Source organism: Mesorhizobium loti CJ3sym, from assembly GCF_000472785.1.
Lineage (GTDB): Bacteria > Pseudomonadota > Alphaproteobacteria > Rhizobiales > Rhizobiaceae > Mesorhizobium > Mesorhizobium loti_E.
Genome location: NZ_AXAL01000052.1, coordinates 1 through 19,045 on the forward strand (window position 1 = coordinate 1; position 19,045 = coordinate 19,045).

Genomic DNA, 19,045 nt, shown 5'->3' on the forward strand with positions numbered 1-19,045 from the left:
ACCGTCAACACCGCCACCGGCGATGTGACGCTCGACCAGATCCGCGCCGTCGTCCATCCCAACACAAGCAATCCCGATGATGCGACGACGCTCAGCGCCGACAATCTGATCAAGCTGACCGCAACCATCACCGACAAGGATGGCGACAGCCAGTCGGCCTCCATCGACATCGGCCAGAACCTGTCGTTCAAGGATGACGGTCCGATCATCTCGGCCAACAATGCCGTGCAACTCGACGACGACGCGCTGAGCGGCGGCAATGCCGGCGGCACCGGCGATGTCAGCCCCGACACCGCCAACACCACCGGCACGCTGGCGCATAGCTATGGCGCCGACGGCGCCGGCACCACGCTGCTGACCGCGACAGGCATTGTGCTGCCGTCCGGCTTCACCGCGGCGACCAGCAATGGCGGGCAGACGCTGACCATCAGCCAGGGCGCGACAGCTGTCCTGCAGATCCAGTTGACCGACACCAATTCGGGCAACTACACCGTCACCCAGTTGCATGCGATCGATCACCCGACGAGCGGCACGGAGGACAATCTCCAGTTCACCGTCAACTACGTGGCTGCCGACAGAGATGGCGACACTGCGACAGGCTCGCTGACGATCAACGTCAACGACGACACACCAACCGTGTCGGCAAACAACCTCGTCCAGCTCGACGACGATGCGCTCAGCGGCGGCAATGCCGGCGGCACAGGCGACATCAACCCCGACACCGCCAACACGACCGGAACGCTGACTCACAGCTATGGCGCCGACGGCGCCGGCACCACATTGCTGACGGCGACAGGCATTGTACTTCCGTCCGGCTTCACAGCCCTGACCAGCAATGGCGGCCAGACGCTGACGATCAGCCAGGGCGCAACGGCAGTCCTGCAGATCCAGCTGACCGACACCAACTCGGGCAATTACACCGTCACCCAGTTGCATGCGATCGATCACCCGACGGCCGGAACGGAGGACAACCTCCAGTTCACCGTCAACTACGTGACGACTGACCATGACGGGGATACAGCAACCGGATCATTGTCGATCGATGTCGACGACGATACCCCGACCGTATCAGCCAATAATGCCGTGCAACTCGACGATGACGCGCTGGCCGGCGGCAATCCCGGCGGCACCGGCGACGTCAGCCCCGACACCGCCAACACGACCGGCACGCTGGCGCATAGCTATGGCGCCGACGGCGCCGGCACCACGCTGCTGACCGCAACTGGCATTGTGCTACCGTCAGGCTTCACCGCCGCGACCAGCAATGGCGGCCAGACCCTGACGATCAGCCAGGGCGCAACGGCAGTCCTGCAGGTCCAGCTCACCAACACGACGTCAGGCGCCTATAACGTTACGCAACTGCACGCCATCGACCATCCGACGGCCGGAACGGAGGACAATCTCCAGTTCACCGTCAACTACGTGACGACCGACCATGACGGCGATACGGCGACCGGTTCGCTGATGGTCAACGTCAACGACGACAGCCCGACAGCGGTGAATGACACCTGGGCGACGACAATCACCAGCCCGACGGTTCTTACCGGGCTTCTGGCCAATGACAAATTCGGCGCCGACGGCGTCGATACCGACAACAGCCCGGTCAGCGGCCAGGTAACCGCCACCAACGGCGCGCACGGCACCGTCGTCTACAACAATGACGGCACGTTCACCTACACGCCGAATGCTGGGTACAATGGCAGTGACAGCTTCACCTATACGATCAAGGATCATGACGGAGACACATCGACCGCCACCGTCACGCTGAGCAGCGTCCAGACCAACACGCTGCCGACGGCCGGCACGCAGGCATTTACCATCGATGAAGACGGGCTGCCGAACGGCTTCGACACCGGGCCGGGCGATGTCGCCGGCACGGCGATCGTGCAGACCGGCACGCTGGTCTTCAATTTCGGTGGCGACGGCCCCGCGGGATCGGATCCGATCAACTTCACACCGATGGATGCGGGCACCCACACCACAGCTGTCACCACGACGGGCGGCAGCCCGGTTACTTCGGGCGGCGCGGCGCTGACCTATTACTGGGATTCGGCCGGCGACACGCTCTATGCTTCGACCAACGCGACGAGCCTCGCCAATGCCCAGTCCACGGCCGCCTTCAAGATCGCGGTGAATACGACCACCGGCGCCTACACCTATACCGAGATCAAGCCGCTCGATCATCCCGGGCACGATGCCGACGGCCTCAATAACGGTCCGGAGAAATCCTACGAAGACAATCTCAACATCAACCTGACCTACCAGGTCGCGGATTCGAACGGCGACAAGGTGAACGGCACAGTTACCGTCACCATCAATGACGACTCGCCCTCGGTCACCGGCGATAACGCCAGCGCCAATGAAGGTCAGGTGGTCAAGTCCGACCTGGTGGTCATGCTCGACGTCTCTGAAAGCATGAACGGCACCGTGGCCGGCGTCGCGGCAAACTTCGGCTTCGGCAACACGCGCCTCGACATGGCACGCTACGCGCTGCTGCAACTGGTGCAGAGCTCCGGCGTCGACGAGGTCAAGATCATCCTCTTCCGCGGCACCGACCGCGCAACTGTCTGGATGACGCAAGCCCAGGCCATCACCTTCATCAACACCGAGGCCAATTTCGACAACAGCGCGCTCGGATCGGGCACGAATTACGATGCCGCCCTGTTCGACAACGGCGCCGGGACCGACAAGGGCGGCACGCACGCCTTCGACACGCTGCCGGCGACGCCGGCAGACAACCGCATCGCCTATTTCCTCTCAGATGGCGCGCCGACCGGCCCGAGCGGCAGCGTCGGCATCAGCACGACGGAAGAAACGACGTGGATCAACTACCTTAACAGCAACAGCGTCAGCAACGCCTATGCCATCGGCTTCGGCGATCTGACGGCGGCCAATGCAAACTCGCTCGAGCCGGTCGCCTGGACGCCGGGCGAAATAAACACGACCGCCAGCACCGCTGCGGGCGACAACCATGTTCTGGTCATTGCCGACTCGGACTTCAGCGATCTCGGCGCGACGCTGGCGGCGACGGTTCCGGGCACGGTCAGCGGTAACGTCTCGTCCGGCACGGTTTCTTCGGGTGGCGGCGGTGGCGTCGACCATTTCGGCGCCGATGGCGGCCGCATCCTGTCGATCACCGTCGACGGAACGGTCTATACCTGGGATGGAAACAACACCATCACCAAGTCGGGCGGCAGCACAGGCACCATCGTCGGCAATTCGATCTCGGTAAACACCGCGCTTGGCGGCCACATCAACTTCTTCTTCGCCACCGCCGCCGGACATACGGCCGGCGACTGGAACTACACGGCGCCCAATAGCGTCAACGCGACGACCAACGAGGTGTTCGCCTATAGTGTCACCGACGGCGACGGCGACGTCGCCTCGACCAATCTGACGGTCACGGTGGTCGACATCCCGGTCAACCATGCACCGGTGGTCTCGGCCGTCAGCGCGACCGATACGGGCATCACCTTCACCATTGCCGACCAGGAAGACACTTCGTTCTCAGTCGTGTCACCGTTTACGACTGCGCTCGGCAACCCGACGCTCGCTATCGGTGCGAACACGGTCACCATCACCCAGCAAGCGGCTGCGCTGACAGGTACGCTGCAGATCAGCGACAGCCATGTCGGCACGGCGGTCATCGGCCTCTACATCGGCACCAGCGCCGGTGAGACGATCGCCGCACCGCTGAGCGCTTCATCCAACGCCATCTATGGCTTCGGCGGGGCCGACACGATCACCGGTGGCAGCGCCGCGGACTACATCTTCGGCGGCGCGGGCAACGACATCATTGTCGGGGCACAAAACGATGCGCTGCTCGACGGCGGCGCCGGCAGCGATACCTTGCAGATCGGTGCCAATTTCACCAGCACGAGTGACGGGCAGATCGTCAACATCGAGAACGTGACGCTGACAGCGGCCGCGACCCTCAATCTGTCCAACCAGACCGAGGGGTTCGTCATAACCGGATCGTCCGGCGTCGACTCGATCACCGCCGGTTCCGGCGACGACACGATCATCGGCGCCACGAACGACGCGTTGCTGGCTGGCGGCGGCGGTACCGATACGCTGCAACTCGGCGCGAGCTTCAATGACGCCAGCGACGCCCAGATCACCGGCATCGAAAATATCACGCTGACAGCAGCGGCGACGCTCGACCTCTCCAGCCAGACCGAAGGTTTCAAGATAATCGGCTCGTCGGGCGTCGATACGATCACTGGCGGCTCTGGCGCCGACACTATCAACGCCGGTGGTGGCAACGATACGGTGACCGGCGGCGGCGGCGTGGACCAATTCAGGCTCGCGACCAACACCGGCACGGACATCGTCAAGGACTATACGGACGGTACCGACAAGATCGGGCTACTCGACACCGGCGCAACGGGCAGCGGTAGCGTCAACTTCGCCAACACCACAGGGACGTCTGCGGGTGCGGCGCTCAATGCAAGCGACTTCGTGAGCCGCGCCAGCATCGCCGCCATCAATACCGCCGACGACAACCACGTCATCTCAATCACGACAGCCCAGACGGCGACCCTGATAGGCGCGGTTACCGCGCAAGCCACTGACGCCTATGTCCTGGTCCTCAATTCGACAACCGGCCGCGGCGAACTGTGGTTCGATAGCGACTGGAGCAGCACCGCTGGCCGCACGCAGGTCGCGACCTTCGACAACATCACCACAATTGCACAGCTTACCGCGATCGCGGCTTCCGACATTGTCGTCTACAACAGCGCCACCGACCCGATCATCCTTGATCTCAACCACGACGGCTTCGCCTTCTCCGACCTCAGCCACGGCGTCCAGTTCGACATCAATGGCGACGGACACAAGGATCAGGTTGCATGGAACACGTCCAGTGACGGCATGCTGGCGATGGATCTCAACCATGACGGCAAGATCGACAACGGCACAGAACTGTTCACACCGAGCTTCGGCGGAGGAAGCTTCGCCAGCGGCGGGGCGGCACTCGCCTCGCTCGACAGCAACCATGACGGCGTCATCGACAGCAAGGACACTGCGTTCGACAACCTGCTGATCTGGCAAGACGCCAATGCCAACGGCATCAGCGATGCCGGGGAATTGTCGACTCTGGCCCAGAACGGCGTGACCTCAATCAGCACGACGCCGACCTCTTCCGTCGAGGAGATCGATGGGCAGAGCGTGACCGGGCATGGAACCTTCCAGATGGCCGATGGGACGACCGGCAACTATGTCGAGGTCGAACTCGACACATCGCTCGGAGCGCCGGCGCAGCCATCCGTCGCTTCCGACGGCAGCAAGCTCTTCCATCTCGCCTCGCTCGAGGTGACCGACCTGATCGCCGACTTCCATGACGGCGACAAGATCGATCTTTCGAACCTGCTCAAGGGCCTTGGCGGCGTCGCCAATCTGGTGGCGGAAGGCTTCGTCGAGATCGCGCAGGATAAGGACAATGCGGCCAATACCGAGGTCAAGGTCGACGCCAATGGCGGCGGCGATAATTTCCATACGGTTGCTGTGCTGGAGAACTACGTCTTCCACAGCGCCGCCGATGCTGTGAAGATACTTTACGACGACAGCCACGCTAACAACCACGGCGCGGCCTAACGGGGCGAGAGGAACGAGGTGAGGAGCATGAACAGAATTTTACGGGTGGCCTTCGGGGCCGGTCTTCTGTCGCTTTGCGCGACAGGGCTTGAAGCAGCCGACATTATCGGTGAGCCGACAGTGGACTATTGCCGAACCGCCGGCACGTCCAACCTTGTGCTGAACGACAACATTGTCGACCTCAAGGCCCAGGTGGTGAAGCTGATGGACGAGTCGGTCGCCGTCGCCAACAGCTCGGAATGGATCAATTCGTCCCGACCCGCCTTCGTCTGGGCCTCGGAAGCCAAGGTTGCTTGCGGCATGGCCTATGGCTACTTGAAGACGAACTACAAAGACGAAGATACGCTCAACAAATGCGAGTGCTTCCACGACCGCATGGTCGAGTACATGCATTGAGCGCAGCATGAAGCCGCCGGTTCTCGAAAGACGAGACGGCGAGGCGAGTCTGACGTAAGATGAAGTGAAGATCAGACCGGGAGATACCCGGCAGGGGTATAGGGTTGGGGATATCCATGGTGGATGGCCGGCAGGTCCACGGTTCGTGGACGTGGGCAATCGCCCTCATGATCGGGGCGATCGTGTCAGGCTGCCAGTCGAAAAGCGGCGTTTCGGACACGCTCGACCCGGCCGCGATCGCGGCAACCCCGGCGCCAGCCGGCGGTGCGGTGATCGTGCCGGCCAAAGGCGTTCAATCGCTCGGCACCGGCCCAACCAAGATCACCATGCTGCTGCCATTGTCAGCCCCGGGCACCACCGGGGAAACCGGCAGGAAGATGCTCGATGGCGCCAAGCTGGCGATGGCCGATCTCGGCGACAAATTGCTGACCCTCACTGTGGAAGACACCAAAGGCGACAGTACATTTGCCAGCGAACTGGCGATGAAGGCGATCACTACGGATGCGAAGGCCGTCATCGGGCCGGTTGAGCTGCCGTCAGCCCAGCACCTTGCCAAGCTGTCGGGATCGAAGCATCCGCCGGTGCTGGCGCTGGCCGACGATTTCGCCGGCGCTCCGGGTGTCTATGCGGTGCGCCTGAGCGAAGCGGACAGTGCGGCAGCCGGGGCCGCGGGCCTGGCCGCGAAGGGCCGCAAGAAATTCGTTCTACTGGTCGCGGCCGGCCCGGACGCCGCCACTGTTGAAAAAAGAGTGGCCAACGGCCTCAGCATCTATGGCGCGGCGCTTGCGGTTACGATCCCTTACTCAGCAAGCGACGGCGGCACGAAGGTGGTCGACGACATGCAGGCGGTCGTCGATGCTCCCGACGCAATCATTATCGCCAGCGGCGGCGCCAGCCCCTCGGCTATACTCGCTGCGTTGAAGTCGAAAGGGATACCGGGAAAAGCGACCGCGGTGGTGGGGACCAACCGCTGGCTGGAACATTCGCTCGAACCGGGGTTCGAAGGAGCCTATATCGCCACGCTTGACGCAAGTGAAACCGGACCGATCGCCGACCGCTTCAAGTCGACCTACAATTATCCGGCCGACACTGATGTCGCCTACGCCTATGATATGGTTGCGCTGACCGCCGGGATTGCCAGCTCGGTCGGACCCGACGGCTTCAGCAGGCAGGTTCTTGAGAACCGAAGTGGATTTCGCGGATCGACAGGTCTGTTTCGGTTTCGAACGGATGGGGCCAGTGAACGATCAATGCCGTTTTATCAGGTCCAACAAGGTGCCCTCAAACTGGTTGAGAAGTCGATTTCGGGTTACTGATCGGGCCTCGGGACCTCGCTTGAGCTGATGGTTTCCCTAGCCCGCAGCCAAACGGCGATAGCGCTCGCAAGCGTCCTGCTTCTGGCCGGCGTGCTGCTGATCGTCTGGGCAAGGGGCTCGCTTTCCGTCGACGAGTCCACGCCGACGTCGCCTCCATCCGCCGAAATTCATCAGACCGACCGGCCGACCATGCTCACAATCCCGGCACGGCGACGCTCGCCAGCGCGGACGGTCGCCCAAGATCTTATCACGCCGCCGCAGCTCGATCCTGACCAGTTGGAACGGATCGAGGCTCGCCCGCCGCTCAGCGATCTCGGCCTGGCGGTGCCTCCAAAAACGCCAATGCCGCAGGATTGGCGGGAGGTCCTGCTCTACCGTCCGATCGCCACTTCGTCCGTGACCTTCGAAGCGATGGGGCGCAATATCGCGATCAGTGGCGTTCAAGGCGTCGATCTGGACAAGACCTGTTCGTTTCATGATGTCGCATGGCCCTGCGGGCAGCGTGCGCGCGCCGTGTTCACTTCATGGCTGCGCGGGCGAGCGCTGAACTGTTTCGTGCCGCCTGAAACCGAGCGCTTTGCCATCGCCGCGCCCTGCAGACTGGGCAGACAGGACGCCGGTGCCTGGCTTGTTTCCAACGGCTGGGCGACGGCGCTGCCGAGCGGCATCTACAGCAAGGCCGAGGCAGTGGCCAAGGGCGCGCAAATGGGTATTTTCGGCCCGCCCCAATAGCCGGGCATACTGCAGCCGCAAGTCGCGGCCAACGACCTGTCGAAGAACCGCCTCATCAATCATTGCCCCGCCCCCTGGTCGAGACTTGCCATCGAGTACCAAGCGTTAGGTCGCCATGCCGAGGCTGCCAACGCCTTTCGCAAAGTGCTTGAGCTCAATCCGGACCTTCCTGGCGCGCAGTATGGCCTTGGCCGCAGCCTGGCGCAGCTCCGAGAACTGGAGGAAGCAGCGAAGGTGTTGAGCGCGGTGCAGGATCGGTCGGACCCAGCACTGCGCGCCAAGGCACGCATTCAACTGAACAAGCTGAAGCAAGACATGAACCCTAGCTACATTCGCATGATTCCACCGGAGCGAACTTCACCGACCTTTGCGCAGGCCAGCATAGCGAGTTCTCTCAACCCCCGATAACCGGCCGATTTGCACGCCATGGTACGCCACAGCCCTCTGAGGGCGCTGCGGCGCTTTACATCTCTTGCGCGCTGCTTTCAGATCGATCGTGTCTTTGAAAGGAGCTTGAAAATCATCAATGGGCAGCAGGCAATGGCAGTAGCGGTTGCGCACATTCGCGCCGAAAACACACTATTGCCCCTCTACTCCCACTCGATTGTTCCCGGTGGCTTCGACGTCACGTCGTAGACGACGCGGTTGATGCCGCGGACTTCATTGATGATGCGGGTGGCGGCGGCGCCCAGGAAGGCCATGTCGTAGTGGTAGAAGTCCGCCGTCATGCCATCGACCGAAGTGACGGCGCGCAGCGCGCAGACGAATTCGTAGGTACGGCCGTCACCCATGACGCCGACGGTCTGCACCGGCAGCAGCACGGCGAAGGCCTGCCAGATGGCATCGTAGAGGCCGGCCTTGCGGATCTCGTCGAGATAGATGGCGTCGGCCTCGCGAAGGATCTCCAGTTTCTCCCGGGTAATGCCACCCGGGCAGCGGATGGCGAGACCCGGCCCCGGGAACGGATGGCGGCCGATGAAGCTCTCGGGCAGGCCGAGCTCCTTGCCCAGCGCCCGCACCTCGTCCTTGAACAGTTCGCGCAGCGGCTCGACCAGCTGCATGTTCATGCGCGCGGGCAGGCCGCCGACATTGTGGTGCGATTTGATGGTCACCGACGGGCCGCCGGTGAAGGAGACGCTCTCGATGACGTCGGGATAGAGCGTGCCCTGCGCCAGGAAGTCGGCACCGCCGAGTTTTTTCGCCTCGTCCTCGAACACTTCGATGAACAGCCGGCCGATGGTCTTGCGCTTCTTCTCGGGGTCAACCTCGCCTTCCAGCGCCGAGATGAATTTTTCCGAGGCATCGACCAGGATCAGCGGCAGATTGTAGTGCTGGCGGAACATCGCCACCACGCCAGCCGCCTCGTCCTTGCGCATCAGCCCATGGTCGACGAGGATGCAGGTCAGCTGGTCGCCAACCGCTTCGTGGATAAGCAGCGCGGCGACCGAAGAGTCGACCCCGCCCGACAGCGCACAGATGACCTTGCCCTTGCCGACCTGCTTGCGGATGGCCTCAACGGCGTGCTCGCGGTAGGCGCGCATGGTCCAGTCGCCCTCGATGCCGGCGATGTTGTGGACGAAATTCCTGAGCAGCCGCGCGCCATCGGGCGTGTGCACCACTTCGGGATGGAACATGATGCCGTACATCTTGCGCTCGACACTGCCGAAGATGGCGAAGGGCGAGCTTTCCGACTTGCCGAACACCTGAAAACCCGGCGGCAAGGCGATGACGCGGTCGCCATGGCTCATCCACACCTGATGGCGCTGGCCGGTGGCCCACAGGCCCTCGAACAGCGGGCTGTCCTTCTCGATCTCGACGAAGGCGCGGCCGAATTCGCGATGGTTGGAGCTTTCGGCGACACCGCCCATCTGCACGCACATGGCCATCTGGCCATAGCAGATGCCCAGCACCGGAACGCCGGCATCGAAAACGATCTGCGGCGCGCGCGGGCTGCCGATGTCCGATGTCGAGGCGGGACCGCCCGACAGGATAACGGCTTTCGGATTGATGCGCTTGAACGCGGCTTCGGCCGACTGGAACGGCACGATCTCGGAAAACACGCCGGCCTCGCGGATGCGGCGGGCGATGAGCTGCGTAAACTGGCTGCCGAAATCGACAATCAGGACGGTGTCGGGATGATTGGCTGTTGTCATGGCGAGCGTTTAGAGAAAGAAATGAGTCTGCGCAATGGGTTGCGTGGCCGCGCTGTTCACTGAACGCCGGCCTCTTCATCGCCGGCGTCCGCCTGCTCAGTGTGGAGTGTACGCAAAGCGTCCATCAACGCCGAGAACCGCTGCTGGCCGATGCGCTCGACGTAGCCATGCTCGATCTGGAGCTTGATGCGGTCGCCGTCACGCAAGGCATCCAGACCCTTGCGCGTGTAGCCGACAAGCTTGCCGCGCCCGTCCCGCGGATCGGGCAGACGCTGCACCACACCCTCTGCCTCCAGACCGTCGAGCAATTGTTGGACCGCCTGCTTGGAAATTGCCGAGCGCTCGATCAGAGCCGCCTGACGAATGCCGCCGCGGGGGATATGTCCCAGCAGCCCTGCGCGCGCTTCGGTGAACCAGCCGTGGCCGGCGGTGCGCATCGCGGCAGCGAATTCGGCCTGCCAGGCACGGCTTGCCTGCCACAGGCGCCAGCCAACGTGGTCGGGCAGCGCTTCGGTTTTTTCGTCAAGATCCTTGACCACTTTATCGCGACTCCATATAGTCAAGATACTTGACGACTTTGCTTGCGTCGAGCGTTTTCGAACTCAAACCTTTGGACAGGGACAATGACAATTCTGAACAAGGATATGCTGGCCATTATCATGATCGGCACCACGCATGTCGTCGACATGGGCGGCAAGAGCGCCTTCGTCCACTACGAAACCGCAGACCGGGCGCACATGCTGCTGCCGGACGGCACCAGCTTCCATGGACTTTGGACATTGCAAGACGATGGCTACAAGGTCGAATGGCAGGACGGCCCCACCGGCGCCTGGAAACTCGACCACACACCGGGCGCCATCGACTATGTCGACGCGACCGGCACCGTGCGCGGACGCATTTCTCGCATCGATTTCGGCGATACGGAGCGCCTTGCGGCCTGATCCGGTTGCTCAGGCGTCGAGCAGGCCGTCACTGACCGCCTGTTCGAGCCGCATGACGGCGTCGGCCAGCTTCTCGTCGATCACGTGCAGATATTCGGTCCAGTCGCCGACATGCCTGAGATCAGCCGCGCCGTCGGAAATGCCGCGCAACCCAACCAGGGGCACATCGAACAGCTGGCAGGCGCGCAGGCAAGCGAAGGTCTCCATATCGACCATATCGGCCGCGATCGTGTTATAAGCGGCGCCGGTGATGACCGCGCCACCGGTCGACAGCCCGGCCTGCTTGATCTCAGGTATCCTGAATGGCAACGGAACGGTCACCGGCAGATCGAGGAAGGGCGTCGCGCCTTTCTCAAAGCCCAGGGGCGAGGCATCGATGTCGCGATAGCTCACGGACACGGCCTGATAGATTTCGGTCTGTTCCAGGGTCCGGCTGCCGGCTGAGCCGAGCGACACGATGAGGTCTGGCAAAGCCTTTTGCGACTTCAGCCAGGAAAGTTCGGCGCCGAGCCGAACGCCGGCTTCAACCGGGCCGACGCCCGTCATAAGCGGTGTGAACAGTTTTTGCAGATGCGGACCATATTCGGCCTGCGCCGCCATGACGAAGAGGACGTCCTTGCCACCAATTCGCGTAGTGTTTCCGGTCATGATCTACTCTTCCTGCCCATACTACCTACGCTGGAGACAATAATAAGGGCGACGTGCCCTCACCGGCGCCCGGCCCTTCGCTATAGCTCCCCAGCCCTTTCGGGCGTTCAACTCCTTTGAAAGGTCCACTGGACCTTTCAACCCGCCCGAAGGCGGACCGGAATTTCACCGTTCGTCGCTCGAAACGCCCATTCGGGGGCCTTTCGTCCGCTACGCGGACCGCTCCTCACCCTGCAATCCCGTCACGCCCGACCACCGTCATCATCGTGCCGGTCATGGTGGCGATCAGCTTGGCCTCGCCGTCGGCGGCGAAGGCATAGGCCTGGCCATCGGCAACGATGATGGTGCGTCCGGGCTTGGTCACCGAGCCGCGAAACAGGAAGCGCTCGCCCCTGCCCGGCGCCAGGAGGTTGACCTTGAACTCGATGGTCAGCACGCCGGAATTCTCAGGCATCAACGAGAAGGCCGCGTAGCCGCAGGCCGAATCCAGCGCCGTCGAGATGACGCCGGCATGCAGAAAACCGTGCTGCTGGGTGAGTGCCGCCGAATAAGGCATCTCGATCTCGATGATGCCTGGAGTCACCAATGTGAGTTCGGCGCCGATCGTCGCCATCGCCTGCTGGCGGGCGAAGGATGCCCTGACGCGATCCTCATAGTCCGGGGCCGGTACGATCTTTGCTGCCATCGCTGATGCCTTCACGTTTGCCGGGAAAGCTTATCGCAGAGGCACGAGCGGCAGGCAAATGCTTTTGCTGCACTGCAACAAAACGACACCGCGACCTCTAATTCAGCAGGAAAAGCGAAGCGTTGAGCAGAGTGGCGAACGCCACCCATGCCGCGTAAGGCACGAACAGCCAGCCGGAAAGCCGGTCGCGGTTCCAGACCTTGACGATGAATAGAACAATGCTGGCAAGAAGAAGCAGGATGACGACCAAGGCAGGCCCCATCATCCTGGCGCCGAAGAAGGTTGGCGACCATGCGAAATTCAGGACGAGCTGGACGCCCCAGACCTTCATCGCCGTTCCCTTGGGTTCTCGCACCCAAGTCCGCCAGCCAGCCACGGCGATCAGCATATAGAGCACTGTCCAGCCAGGCCCAAAGACCCAATTGGGCGGATTGAAGGGTGGCTTGGCCAGCGATGCATACCAGGCGCCCGGCAGCGTTGCGTAACCAATCAACAGGCCTCCGCCCAGCACTAGGACGAGGAACAGCAGAAGCGACAGATATCTTTGCAAGAATTCTACCCCGTGATGGCGCGATGCCGCGCATCTGAAACTGGAGCGCCGTCGCCAGCTGTCAACGGCAGCGTCAATTCGTCCTGCGCATGGCGCAGAAATAGAACCCGTCCGTGCCGCTCAACGCCGGCGATAACGAAATATCCCCGCCAGCGCCGATCCGCGCGGCCGTCTCGTGGCCCGGAAAATGGCCATTCCACAATGCTCGATGGTCGACCGGAACAAAGCCACTGCTGCGCTCGCGGAACGCCGCGATCTGCTCGCCATTCTCTTCGTCGAACACCGAACAGGTGATGTAGACGAGCAGGCCACCGGGTTTTACATACGCTTTGGCGGCATCGAGGATCGCGGACTGTTCGCCCTTGCGGGCGTCGAGCTGCCTTTGCGTCAGCCGCCATTTGGCGTCGGGGCGCCGCCGCCAGGTGCCGCTGCCGGTGCAGGGCGCGTCGACCAGCACGATGTCCATATGGTTGCCGAGCGGGGCGAGTTCGGCCGGCTTGGTGACGACCTGCACATTGCGGTTTTCCGAGCGGCGGATGCGATCGAAGATCGGCGCCAGCCGCGCCTTTTCGGCATCATGGGCAAAGATCTGGCCGCGATTGTCCATCGCCGCCGACAGCGCCAACGTCTTGCCGCCGGCGCCGGCGCAGAAGTCGAGCACCTGCATGCCGGCCTCGGCGCCAGCAAGGGTGGCCGCTATTTGCGAGCCCTCGTCCTGGACCTCGAACCAGCCTTTCTGGAAGGCGGGCTCGGCCTGCACGTTCGGGTGCCTGCCGTCGCCGTCGATGGGTGGGATGCGGATGCCCTGCGGCGCGATCCGCGCAGCCTCTGCCCCTGTATCAGCCAGTTCCTTGAGGACCTTGGCGCGATCGGCCTGCAGCGTGTTGACCCTGATGTCGAGCGGCGGGCGTGTCGCCAGCGCCGCGCCCTCTTCGACCCAGGTCTCGCCGAAGGCGCGTTCGAAAAGGGGCTCGCACCAATCGGGTATGTCGGCGCCCACCGCGCCCGGCGCGTCGGCAAGCTGGCATTCGGCGATCGTCTGCAGTTCCGTGGCGCTGAGCAGTGGCGGCGCGAACTTGTCGCCCTCGAGCGCATCATTGAGCGACTGGGCCGTCTGCCCCCATTCGAGCAGCAATGCCCCGAAGCCGATGGCGCGTGGCGTGTCTTCGCCGAGCAGCCAGCCGGCGGAGCGCTTGTGGCGCAGCGCGTCATAGACAATGTTGCCGATCGCCGCGCGATCACCGCCGCCGGCAAAACGGTGCGAGAGCCCCCAATCCTTCAGCGCGTCGGCCACCGGCCGGTGACGCCGGCCAATGTCCTCCAGCACTTCAATGGCCGCAGCCAGCCGTCCGCCCAGTCGCATTCGTCGTTCCATCAATTCGAGCAAAAATCTCTCGGCCTGCTCTTAGAGCCTTTCGCGTCCGGATTGAACCCCGCCCCGTGCGGCGATGAACAGGCGGCCCGAGCGCGCGCTGCGAAATCTGTCCGATCAACAACTTTCCCTGGCCTGCAACAGCAGATCGATCAATAGATCAAAGGTCTCTAATGTTCGTAACTGGTGCCTGCAAGCACGACCTGTGGCGCAACCGCTCTGCTTTCCAAGTTTTTCGGTTGGGAATACTCTTGCCGGCATGATTCGCGGCGCGGAAAACGCGAACCGGCGGATCGTTTTGAGGAGAGGGCAATGAAGATTTATCTGGCGGAAGTTTTGGGAACATTCCTGTTGGTGTTCATCGGCACGGCGTCGGTGGTGACGGGCGGCTTCGGCGGCGCGCTGCCGCTCGGTCAGGAAGGCATCGGTCTGGCATTCGGCATCGGCCTGATCGCGGCGGCTTATGCGATCGGCCCGATTTCGGGCGCGCATCTCAATCCGGCCGTCACGCTCGGCGTCTTCCTCGCCGGCCGGTTGCCGGCCAAGGACGTCATCCCCTATTGGATCGCGCAGGTCATCGGCGCCATCCTCGCTTCGCTGGCGCTGTGGATCATCGTCTCCGGCCAGGCCGGCGGCCACACTGGCGGCTTCGGCGCCAATGGCTGGGATGAGACGAAATGGGGCATGAGCTCGGCGTTCCTGTGGGAATTGATCGGCACCTTCACCTTCGTCACGGTGATCCTCGGCGTTACCGCTGAAAAGCACTCGACGGCGTTTGCCGGGCTGGTCATCGGCCTGACGCTGGCGGGCATTCACTTCGCCATGATCCCGGTCACCGGCACCTCGGTCAATCCGGCCCGCTCGATCGGCCCGGCGCTGTTCACCGGCGGCGCGGCGCTCAGCCAGCTCTGGTTGTTCATCGTCGCGCCATTGATCGGTGGCGCCATTGCTGGCGTCGTCGCCAAGGCACGTGTCTTCGAGAAGGATTGATTTCGAAGCTGGAATGCAAAAGGCGCGGGCCATGGCCCGCGCCTTTTTTGTTGGATAGAGCTCTGTCCGGATCAGCCGGCGATGTCGAAGCGGTCGGCGTTCATCACCTTGGTCCAGGCCACCACGAAGTCTTTCGCGAACTTCGCCTTGGCATCGGAAGTCGCATAGACTTCGGCCAGCGCACGCAGCTGCGAATGCGAGCCGAAGATCAGGTCGGCGCGGGTGCCGGTCCACTTCACTTCGCCGGTCTTGCGGTCGCGGCCTTCGAACACGTCCTTGGCGTCGGACGCCGCCTTCCACTCCGTGCCCATGTCGAGCAGGTTGACGAAGAAGTCGTTGCTCAGCGTTCCCGGCCTGGTGGTGAAGACGCCGTGCTTGGACTGCCCGGCATTGGCGCCGAGAACACGCAGGCCACCGACGAGAACCGTCAGCTCGGGCGCGGTCAGCGTCAGCAACTGCGCCCGGTCGACCAGCGCCTCCTCTACCGTTTGGCGCTGCTTGCCGCTGACATAGTTGCGGAAGCCGTCAATCGTCGGCTCCAGCGGCGCGAAGGAGTGGATGTCGGTCTGCTCCTGCGAGGCATCCGCGCGGCCCGGCCAGAACGGGACTTCCACGCTGTGGCCGGCGGCCTTCTCGATGGCCGCATTACCGCCTAGAACGATCAGGTCGGCAAGCGAGACCTTCTTGTTGCCGGTCTGCGCGGCTTTGAACTCCTTGGCAATGGCTTCGAGCTTGCCGAGCACCACAGCGAGTTCCGCCGGCTGGTTGACGGCCCAATCCTTCTGCGGGCTGAGGCGGATGCGCGCGCCATTGGCGCCGCCGCGCTTGTCGGAACCACGGAATGTCGAGGCCGAGGCCCAGGCCGTCGAAACCAGTTGCGACACCGACAGGCCGGAGGCCAGGATCCTGGCCTTGAGCGCTTCGGCATCCTGCTCGTCGATCAGCACATGATCGACCGCCGGGATGACGTCCTGCCAGGGCAGCTCTTCCTCGGGAACGAGCGGGCCGAGATAGCGCACGCGTGGGCCCATGTCGCGATGGGTCAGCTTGTACCAGGCGCGGGCGAAGGCGTCGGCGAACTGATCCGGATTCTCGTGGAAGCGGCGCGAGATCGTCTCGTAGGACGGATCGAAGCGCAGGGCCAGATCGCTGGTCAGCATGGCTGGTGCATGGCGCTTGGCCGCGTTGTGCGCATCCGGCACGGTGCCGGCGCCGGCACCGCCCTTCGGGGTCCACTGATGCGCGCCGGCCGGGCTCTTGGTCAGTTCCCAGTCGAAGCCGAACAGATTGTCGAAGAAATCGTTGCTCCATTTGGTCGGCGTTGTCGTCCAGGTCACTTCCAGGCCGCTGCCGATGGCGTCGCCGCCCTTGCCGGTGCCGAACTTGTTGGCCCAGCCGAGGCCCTGCTGCTCGATGTCTGCGCCTTCCGGCTCGACGCCGACCAGTGCCGCGTCGCCAGCGCCATGGGTCTTGCCGAATGTGTGGCCGCCGGCGATGAGGGCGACGGTCTCCTCGTCGTTCATGGCCATGCGCGCAAAAGTGTCCCTGATATCGCGCGCCGAAGCCAGCGGATCAGGCTTGCCGTTCGGCCCTTCCGGGTTGACGTAGATCAGGCCCATCTGCACGGCGCCGAGCGGGTTCTGCAAGTCACGGTCGCCACTGTAGCGCTCATCGGCCAGCCATTTGCCCTCCGGGCCCCAGTAGACGTCCTGCTCAGGCTCCCAGACATCGGCGCGGCCGCCGGCAAAACCAAAAGTCTTGAAGCCCATCGATTCCAGCGCAACATTGCCGGTGAGGATCAGAAGGTCGGCCCAGGAGATCTTGCGGCCATATTTCTGCTTGATCGGCCACAGCAGGCGGCGGGCCTTGTCGAGGTTGACGTTGTCAGGCCAGCTGTTCAGCGGCGCGAAACGCTGCTGGCCGGCCCCGGCGCCGCCACGGCCGTCGGCGATTCGGTAGGTGCCTGCGCTGTGCCACGCCATGCGGATGAACAGCGGGCCGTAATGGCCGAAGTCGGCCGGCCACCATTCCTGCGAATCCGTCATCAGCGCATGCAGATCCTTGATGACGGCGTCGAGGTCGAGGCTCTTGAATTCCTCGGCATAGTCGAACGCCTCGCCCATCGGGTCCGACAGGGACGACTGCTGGTGCAGGATCTGGACATTCAGCTGGTTCGGCCACCAGTCACGGTTCGTCCGGCCGGTGGAGCCATGCGCCACGGGGCATTTGCCCGCGCTGGTGTCGTCGGTTTTCGCGTCCATCTTAGTGCTCCGATTTGCCGAGGTTTGCTTTTGCCGAGGTTGATTTTGCCAGGATTGGTCTTGCCCACGATTCTGGGCCGGCCAGCGACCGCACCAATCTGGAATGGTTCCAGACTAGGCTGTATCAGCGATAAAAACAAATTGCCTTTCCTGTTTATTTCAATAGGTTTTTCTTATGATCGGATTGACAGTTCGGCAGATGCATTATTTCGACGCGCTGGCGCAGACGCTGCATTTCGGGCGTGCCGCAAAGCTCGCCGGTGTCAGCCAGCCGGCGCTGTCCGCGCAGATCGCCGAGATGGAGCAGCGACTGAACTGCCGGCTGTTCGAACGCGGCGGCAAATCGGTGCGGATGACCGACGAAGCGGTTGCGCTGTTGCCGCGCATAGAGCGCATCCTGGCCGACATACGCGACGTCGAAACGACGGCCCGGCGCGGCCGCACGGCCATGGAGGGTCGCTTCCGGCTGGGCATCATCCCGACCGTTGCGCCCTATCTTCTACCGCGCGCGCTGCCCGAACTGAAAAGGCATTTCCCGGCCTTGCAGCTCGAACTGCGCGAGGCGGTCACCGCTGCCCTGGTCGAGGACACCGCATCGCGAAAGCTCGACGCTTTCATCGCCGCCCTTCCGCTCGATCATCCGGGCCTGATCACCGAGGCGCTTTTCCCCGACCGTTTCTTCCTCGCCGTGCCGGCCGGCGACCCGGCCTTCGCCTCGCCGCCGGTGCCGCCCGAAAGCCCGGCGCTGGAGCGACTGATGCTGCTGGAGGAGGGCCACTGCCTGCGCGAACAGGCGCTGGCGGTCTGCGGCAATGTGCGGCCGGTGGCAATGGCCAGCTACGGCGCCACCAGCCTGACCACGCTGTTGCAGATGGTGGCGCACGGGCTCGGCGTCACGCTGATCCCCGAAATGGCCACAGGCCCCGCCGGCACCATCCCCGACCTCAAGATCGTGCCGTTCCAGGAACCGATGCCGCAACGCATGATTTGCCTGGCATGGCAGCGTAACAATGCCAGGCATGGGGAGTGCGTGGAACTGGCGAAGATTGTGCGGGGGTTGGGGGTGGCGGTGACGGCGGGCGGTGCTTGAGATTCCTTTTCAAAGTCTGCCTTTAACCCAAGGCCAACTTAGGGTCAGGACCTATTAAAGTTCTTGCGGAGACAGCAAACGGCTGATTCATTGGCGGTGCGAGGAGGCGCTGCAATGAGTGATTTGATCTGGCTGTCGGAGGCGCAGATGCGCCGGATCGAGCGGCATTTCCCGCTGTCTCACGGAGTGCCCAGGGTCGATGATCGGCGGATCGTCAGTGGCATCATCTTCGTGATCAGGAACGGCCTTCGGTGGCGCGACGCGCCCAGCGAGTATGGTCCCCACAAGACGATCTACAACCGCTTCATCCGCTGGA

At 63.2% G+C, this 19,045-nt stretch carries 16 protein-coding genes; 9 read left to right on the forward strand and 7 right to left on the reverse strand.

Annotated features, from left to right (window positions below):
• The 5 genes from A3A9_RS40705 to A3A9_RS43570 form a co-directional block, all read left to right on the forward strand.
• The coding region (locus A3A9_RS40705) for a beta strand repeat-containing protein (RefSeq protein WP_033839149.1) at positions 1-5,595 on the forward strand (5,595 nt) is incomplete at its 5' end.
• A 27-nt stretch (positions 5,596-5,622) separates the two neighbouring features.
• On the forward strand, positions 5,623-5,991 hold the full coding sequence (locus A3A9_RS0135655; protein WP_027062727.1) for a hypothetical protein: 369 nt from the start codon (positions 5,623-5,625) through the stop codon (positions 5,989-5,991).
• A gap of 116 nt (positions 5,992-6,107) precedes the next feature.
• Positions 6,108-7,307, forward strand: coding sequence for an ABC transporter substrate-binding protein (locus tag A3A9_RS0135660; RefSeq protein WP_027062728.1), 1,200 nt, complete (start codon positions 6,108-6,110; stop codon positions 7,305-7,307).
• Between the two features lie 90 nt (positions 7,308-7,397).
• Complete coding sequence (locus A3A9_RS0135665; RefSeq protein ID WP_245279216.1) at positions 7,398-8,039, forward strand: thermonuclease family protein; 642 nt, start codon at positions 7,398-7,400, stop codon at positions 8,037-8,039.
• Between the two features lie 54 nt (positions 8,040-8,093).
• Positions 8,094-8,447: a tetratricopeptide repeat protein gene (locus A3A9_RS43570; protein ID WP_275451234.1), complete on the forward strand. Its 354-nt coding sequence runs from the start codon at positions 8,094-8,096 to the stop codon at positions 8,445-8,447.
• A 182-nt stretch (positions 8,448-8,629) separates the two neighbouring features.
• Here the strand turns inward: A3A9_RS43570 and guaA are convergent, their stop codons facing one another.
• Both guaA and A3A9_RS0135680 read right to left on the reverse strand, forming a co-directional pair.
• On the reverse strand, positions 8,630-10,192 hold the full coding sequence (gene guaA, locus A3A9_RS0135675) for a glutamine-hydrolyzing GMP synthase (protein WP_027062731.1): 1,563 nt from the start codon (positions 10,190-10,192) through the stop codon (positions 8,630-8,632).
• 56 nt (positions 10,193-10,248) lie between these two features.
• A complete protein-coding gene (locus A3A9_RS0135680) occupies positions 10,249-10,731 on the reverse strand; it encodes a MarR family winged helix-turn-helix transcriptional regulator (RefSeq protein WP_027062732.1) in 483 nt (160 codons plus the stop codon).
• Between the two features lie 84 nt (positions 10,732-10,815).
• Here A3A9_RS0135680 and A3A9_RS0135685 point away from each other — a divergent pair, with 84 nt between their 5' ends.
• Positions 10,816-11,133, forward strand: a complete 318-nt coding sequence (locus A3A9_RS0135685) for a hypothetical protein (protein WP_027062733.1) — start codon at positions 10,816-10,818, stop codon at positions 11,131-11,133.
• Between the two features lie 9 nt (positions 11,134-11,142).
• Here the strand turns inward: A3A9_RS0135685 and A3A9_RS0135690 are convergent, their stop codons facing one another.
• From A3A9_RS0135690 to A3A9_RS0135705, 4 genes are all read right to left on the reverse strand, one after another.
• Positions 11,143-11,781: a 5'-methylthioadenosine/S-adenosylhomocysteine nucleosidase gene (locus A3A9_RS0135690; RefSeq protein ID WP_027062734.1), complete on the reverse strand. Its 639-nt coding sequence runs from the start codon at positions 11,779-11,781 to the stop codon at positions 11,143-11,145.
• Positions 11,782-12,007: 226 nt separating this feature from the next.
• Positions 12,008-12,466: a PaaI family thioesterase gene (locus A3A9_RS0135695; protein WP_023686843.1), complete on the reverse strand. Its 459-nt coding sequence runs from the start codon at positions 12,464-12,466 to the stop codon at positions 12,008-12,010.
• A 97-nt stretch (positions 12,467-12,563) separates the two neighbouring features.
• A complete protein-coding gene (locus tag A3A9_RS0135700) occupies positions 12,564-13,016 on the reverse strand; it encodes a TspO/MBR family protein (RefSeq protein ID WP_027062735.1) in 453 nt (150 codons plus the stop codon).
• Positions 13,017-13,089: 73 nt separating this feature from the next.
• Positions 13,090-14,379: an RsmB/NOP family class I SAM-dependent RNA methyltransferase gene (locus A3A9_RS0135705; RefSeq protein ID WP_027062736.1), complete on the reverse strand. Its 1,290-nt coding sequence runs from the start codon at positions 14,377-14,379 to the stop codon at positions 13,090-13,092.
• A gap of 321 nt (positions 14,380-14,700) precedes the next feature.
• Between A3A9_RS0135705 and A3A9_RS0135710 the strand changes: the two genes are divergently transcribed.
• Positions 14,701-15,378: an MIP family channel protein gene (locus A3A9_RS0135710; RefSeq protein ID WP_027062737.1), complete on the forward strand. Its 678-nt coding sequence runs from the start codon at positions 14,701-14,703 to the stop codon at positions 15,376-15,378.
• A gap of 71 nt (positions 15,379-15,449) precedes the next feature.
• Here A3A9_RS0135710 and katG read toward each other — a convergent pair whose 3' ends face one another.
• On the reverse strand, positions 15,450-17,639 hold the full coding sequence (gene katG, locus A3A9_RS0135715; RefSeq protein WP_027062738.1) for a catalase/peroxidase HPI: 2,190 nt from the start codon (positions 17,637-17,639) through the stop codon (positions 15,450-15,452).
• 175 nt (positions 17,640-17,814) lie between these two features.
• Between katG and A3A9_RS0135720 the strand changes: the two genes are divergently transcribed.
• Together A3A9_RS0135720 and A3A9_RS0135725 are read left to right on the forward strand one after the other, a co-directional pair.
• The gene (locus tag A3A9_RS0135720; RefSeq protein WP_027062739.1) at positions 17,815-18,729 is read left to right on the forward strand and encodes a hydrogen peroxide-inducible genes activator; all 915 of its coding nucleotides are present in this window, start codon (positions 17,815-17,817) and stop codon (positions 18,727-18,729) included.
• Between the two features lie 114 nt (positions 18,730-18,843).
• Positions 18,844-19,045, forward strand: a 202-nt coding sequence (locus tag A3A9_RS0135725) for a transposase (RefSeq protein WP_027062476.1), incomplete at its 3' end; no start/stop codon positions are given.

What these genes read in the sequence shown, in the direction of transcription:
- A3A9_RS0135660 (WP_027062728.1), top strand. Translation starts at nt 6,108, where the DNA reads ATGGTGGATGGCCGGCAGGTCCACGGTTCGTGGACGTGGGCAATCGCC.
- katG (WP_027062738.1), bottom strand. Translation starts at nt 17,639, where the DNA reads ATGGACGCGAAAACCGACGACACCAGCGCGGGCAAATGCCCCGTGGCG.
- A3A9_RS0135655 (WP_027062727.1), top strand. Translation starts at nt 5,623, where the DNA reads ATGAACAGAATTTTACGGGTGGCCTTCGGGGCCGGTCTTCTGTCGCTT.
- A3A9_RS0135685 (WP_027062733.1), top strand. Translation starts at nt 10,816, where the DNA reads ATGACAATTCTGAACAAGGATATGCTGGCCATTATCATGATCGGCACC.
- A3A9_RS0135720 (WP_027062739.1), top strand. Translation starts at nt 17,815, where the DNA reads ATGATCGGATTGACAGTTCGGCAGATGCATTATTTCGACGCGCTGGCG.
- guaA (WP_027062731.1), bottom strand. Translation starts at nt 10,192, where the DNA reads ATGACAACAGCCAATCATCCCGACACCGTCCTGATTGTCGATTTCGGC.
- A3A9_RS0135695 (WP_023686843.1), bottom strand. Translation starts at nt 12,466, where the DNA reads ATGGCAGCAAAGATCGTACCGGCCCCGGACTATGAGGATCGCGTCAGG.
- A3A9_RS0135705 (WP_027062736.1), bottom strand. Translation starts at nt 14,379, where the DNA reads ATGCGACTGGGCGGACGGCTGGCTGCGGCCATTGAAGTGCTGGAGGAC.
- A3A9_RS0135690 (WP_027062734.1), bottom strand. Translation starts at nt 11,781, where the DNA reads ATGACCGGAAACACTACGCGAATTGGTGGCAAGGACGTCCTCTTCGTC.
- A3A9_RS0135710 (WP_027062737.1), top strand. Translation starts at nt 14,701, where the DNA reads ATGAAGATTTATCTGGCGGAAGTTTTGGGAACATTCCTGTTGGTGTTC.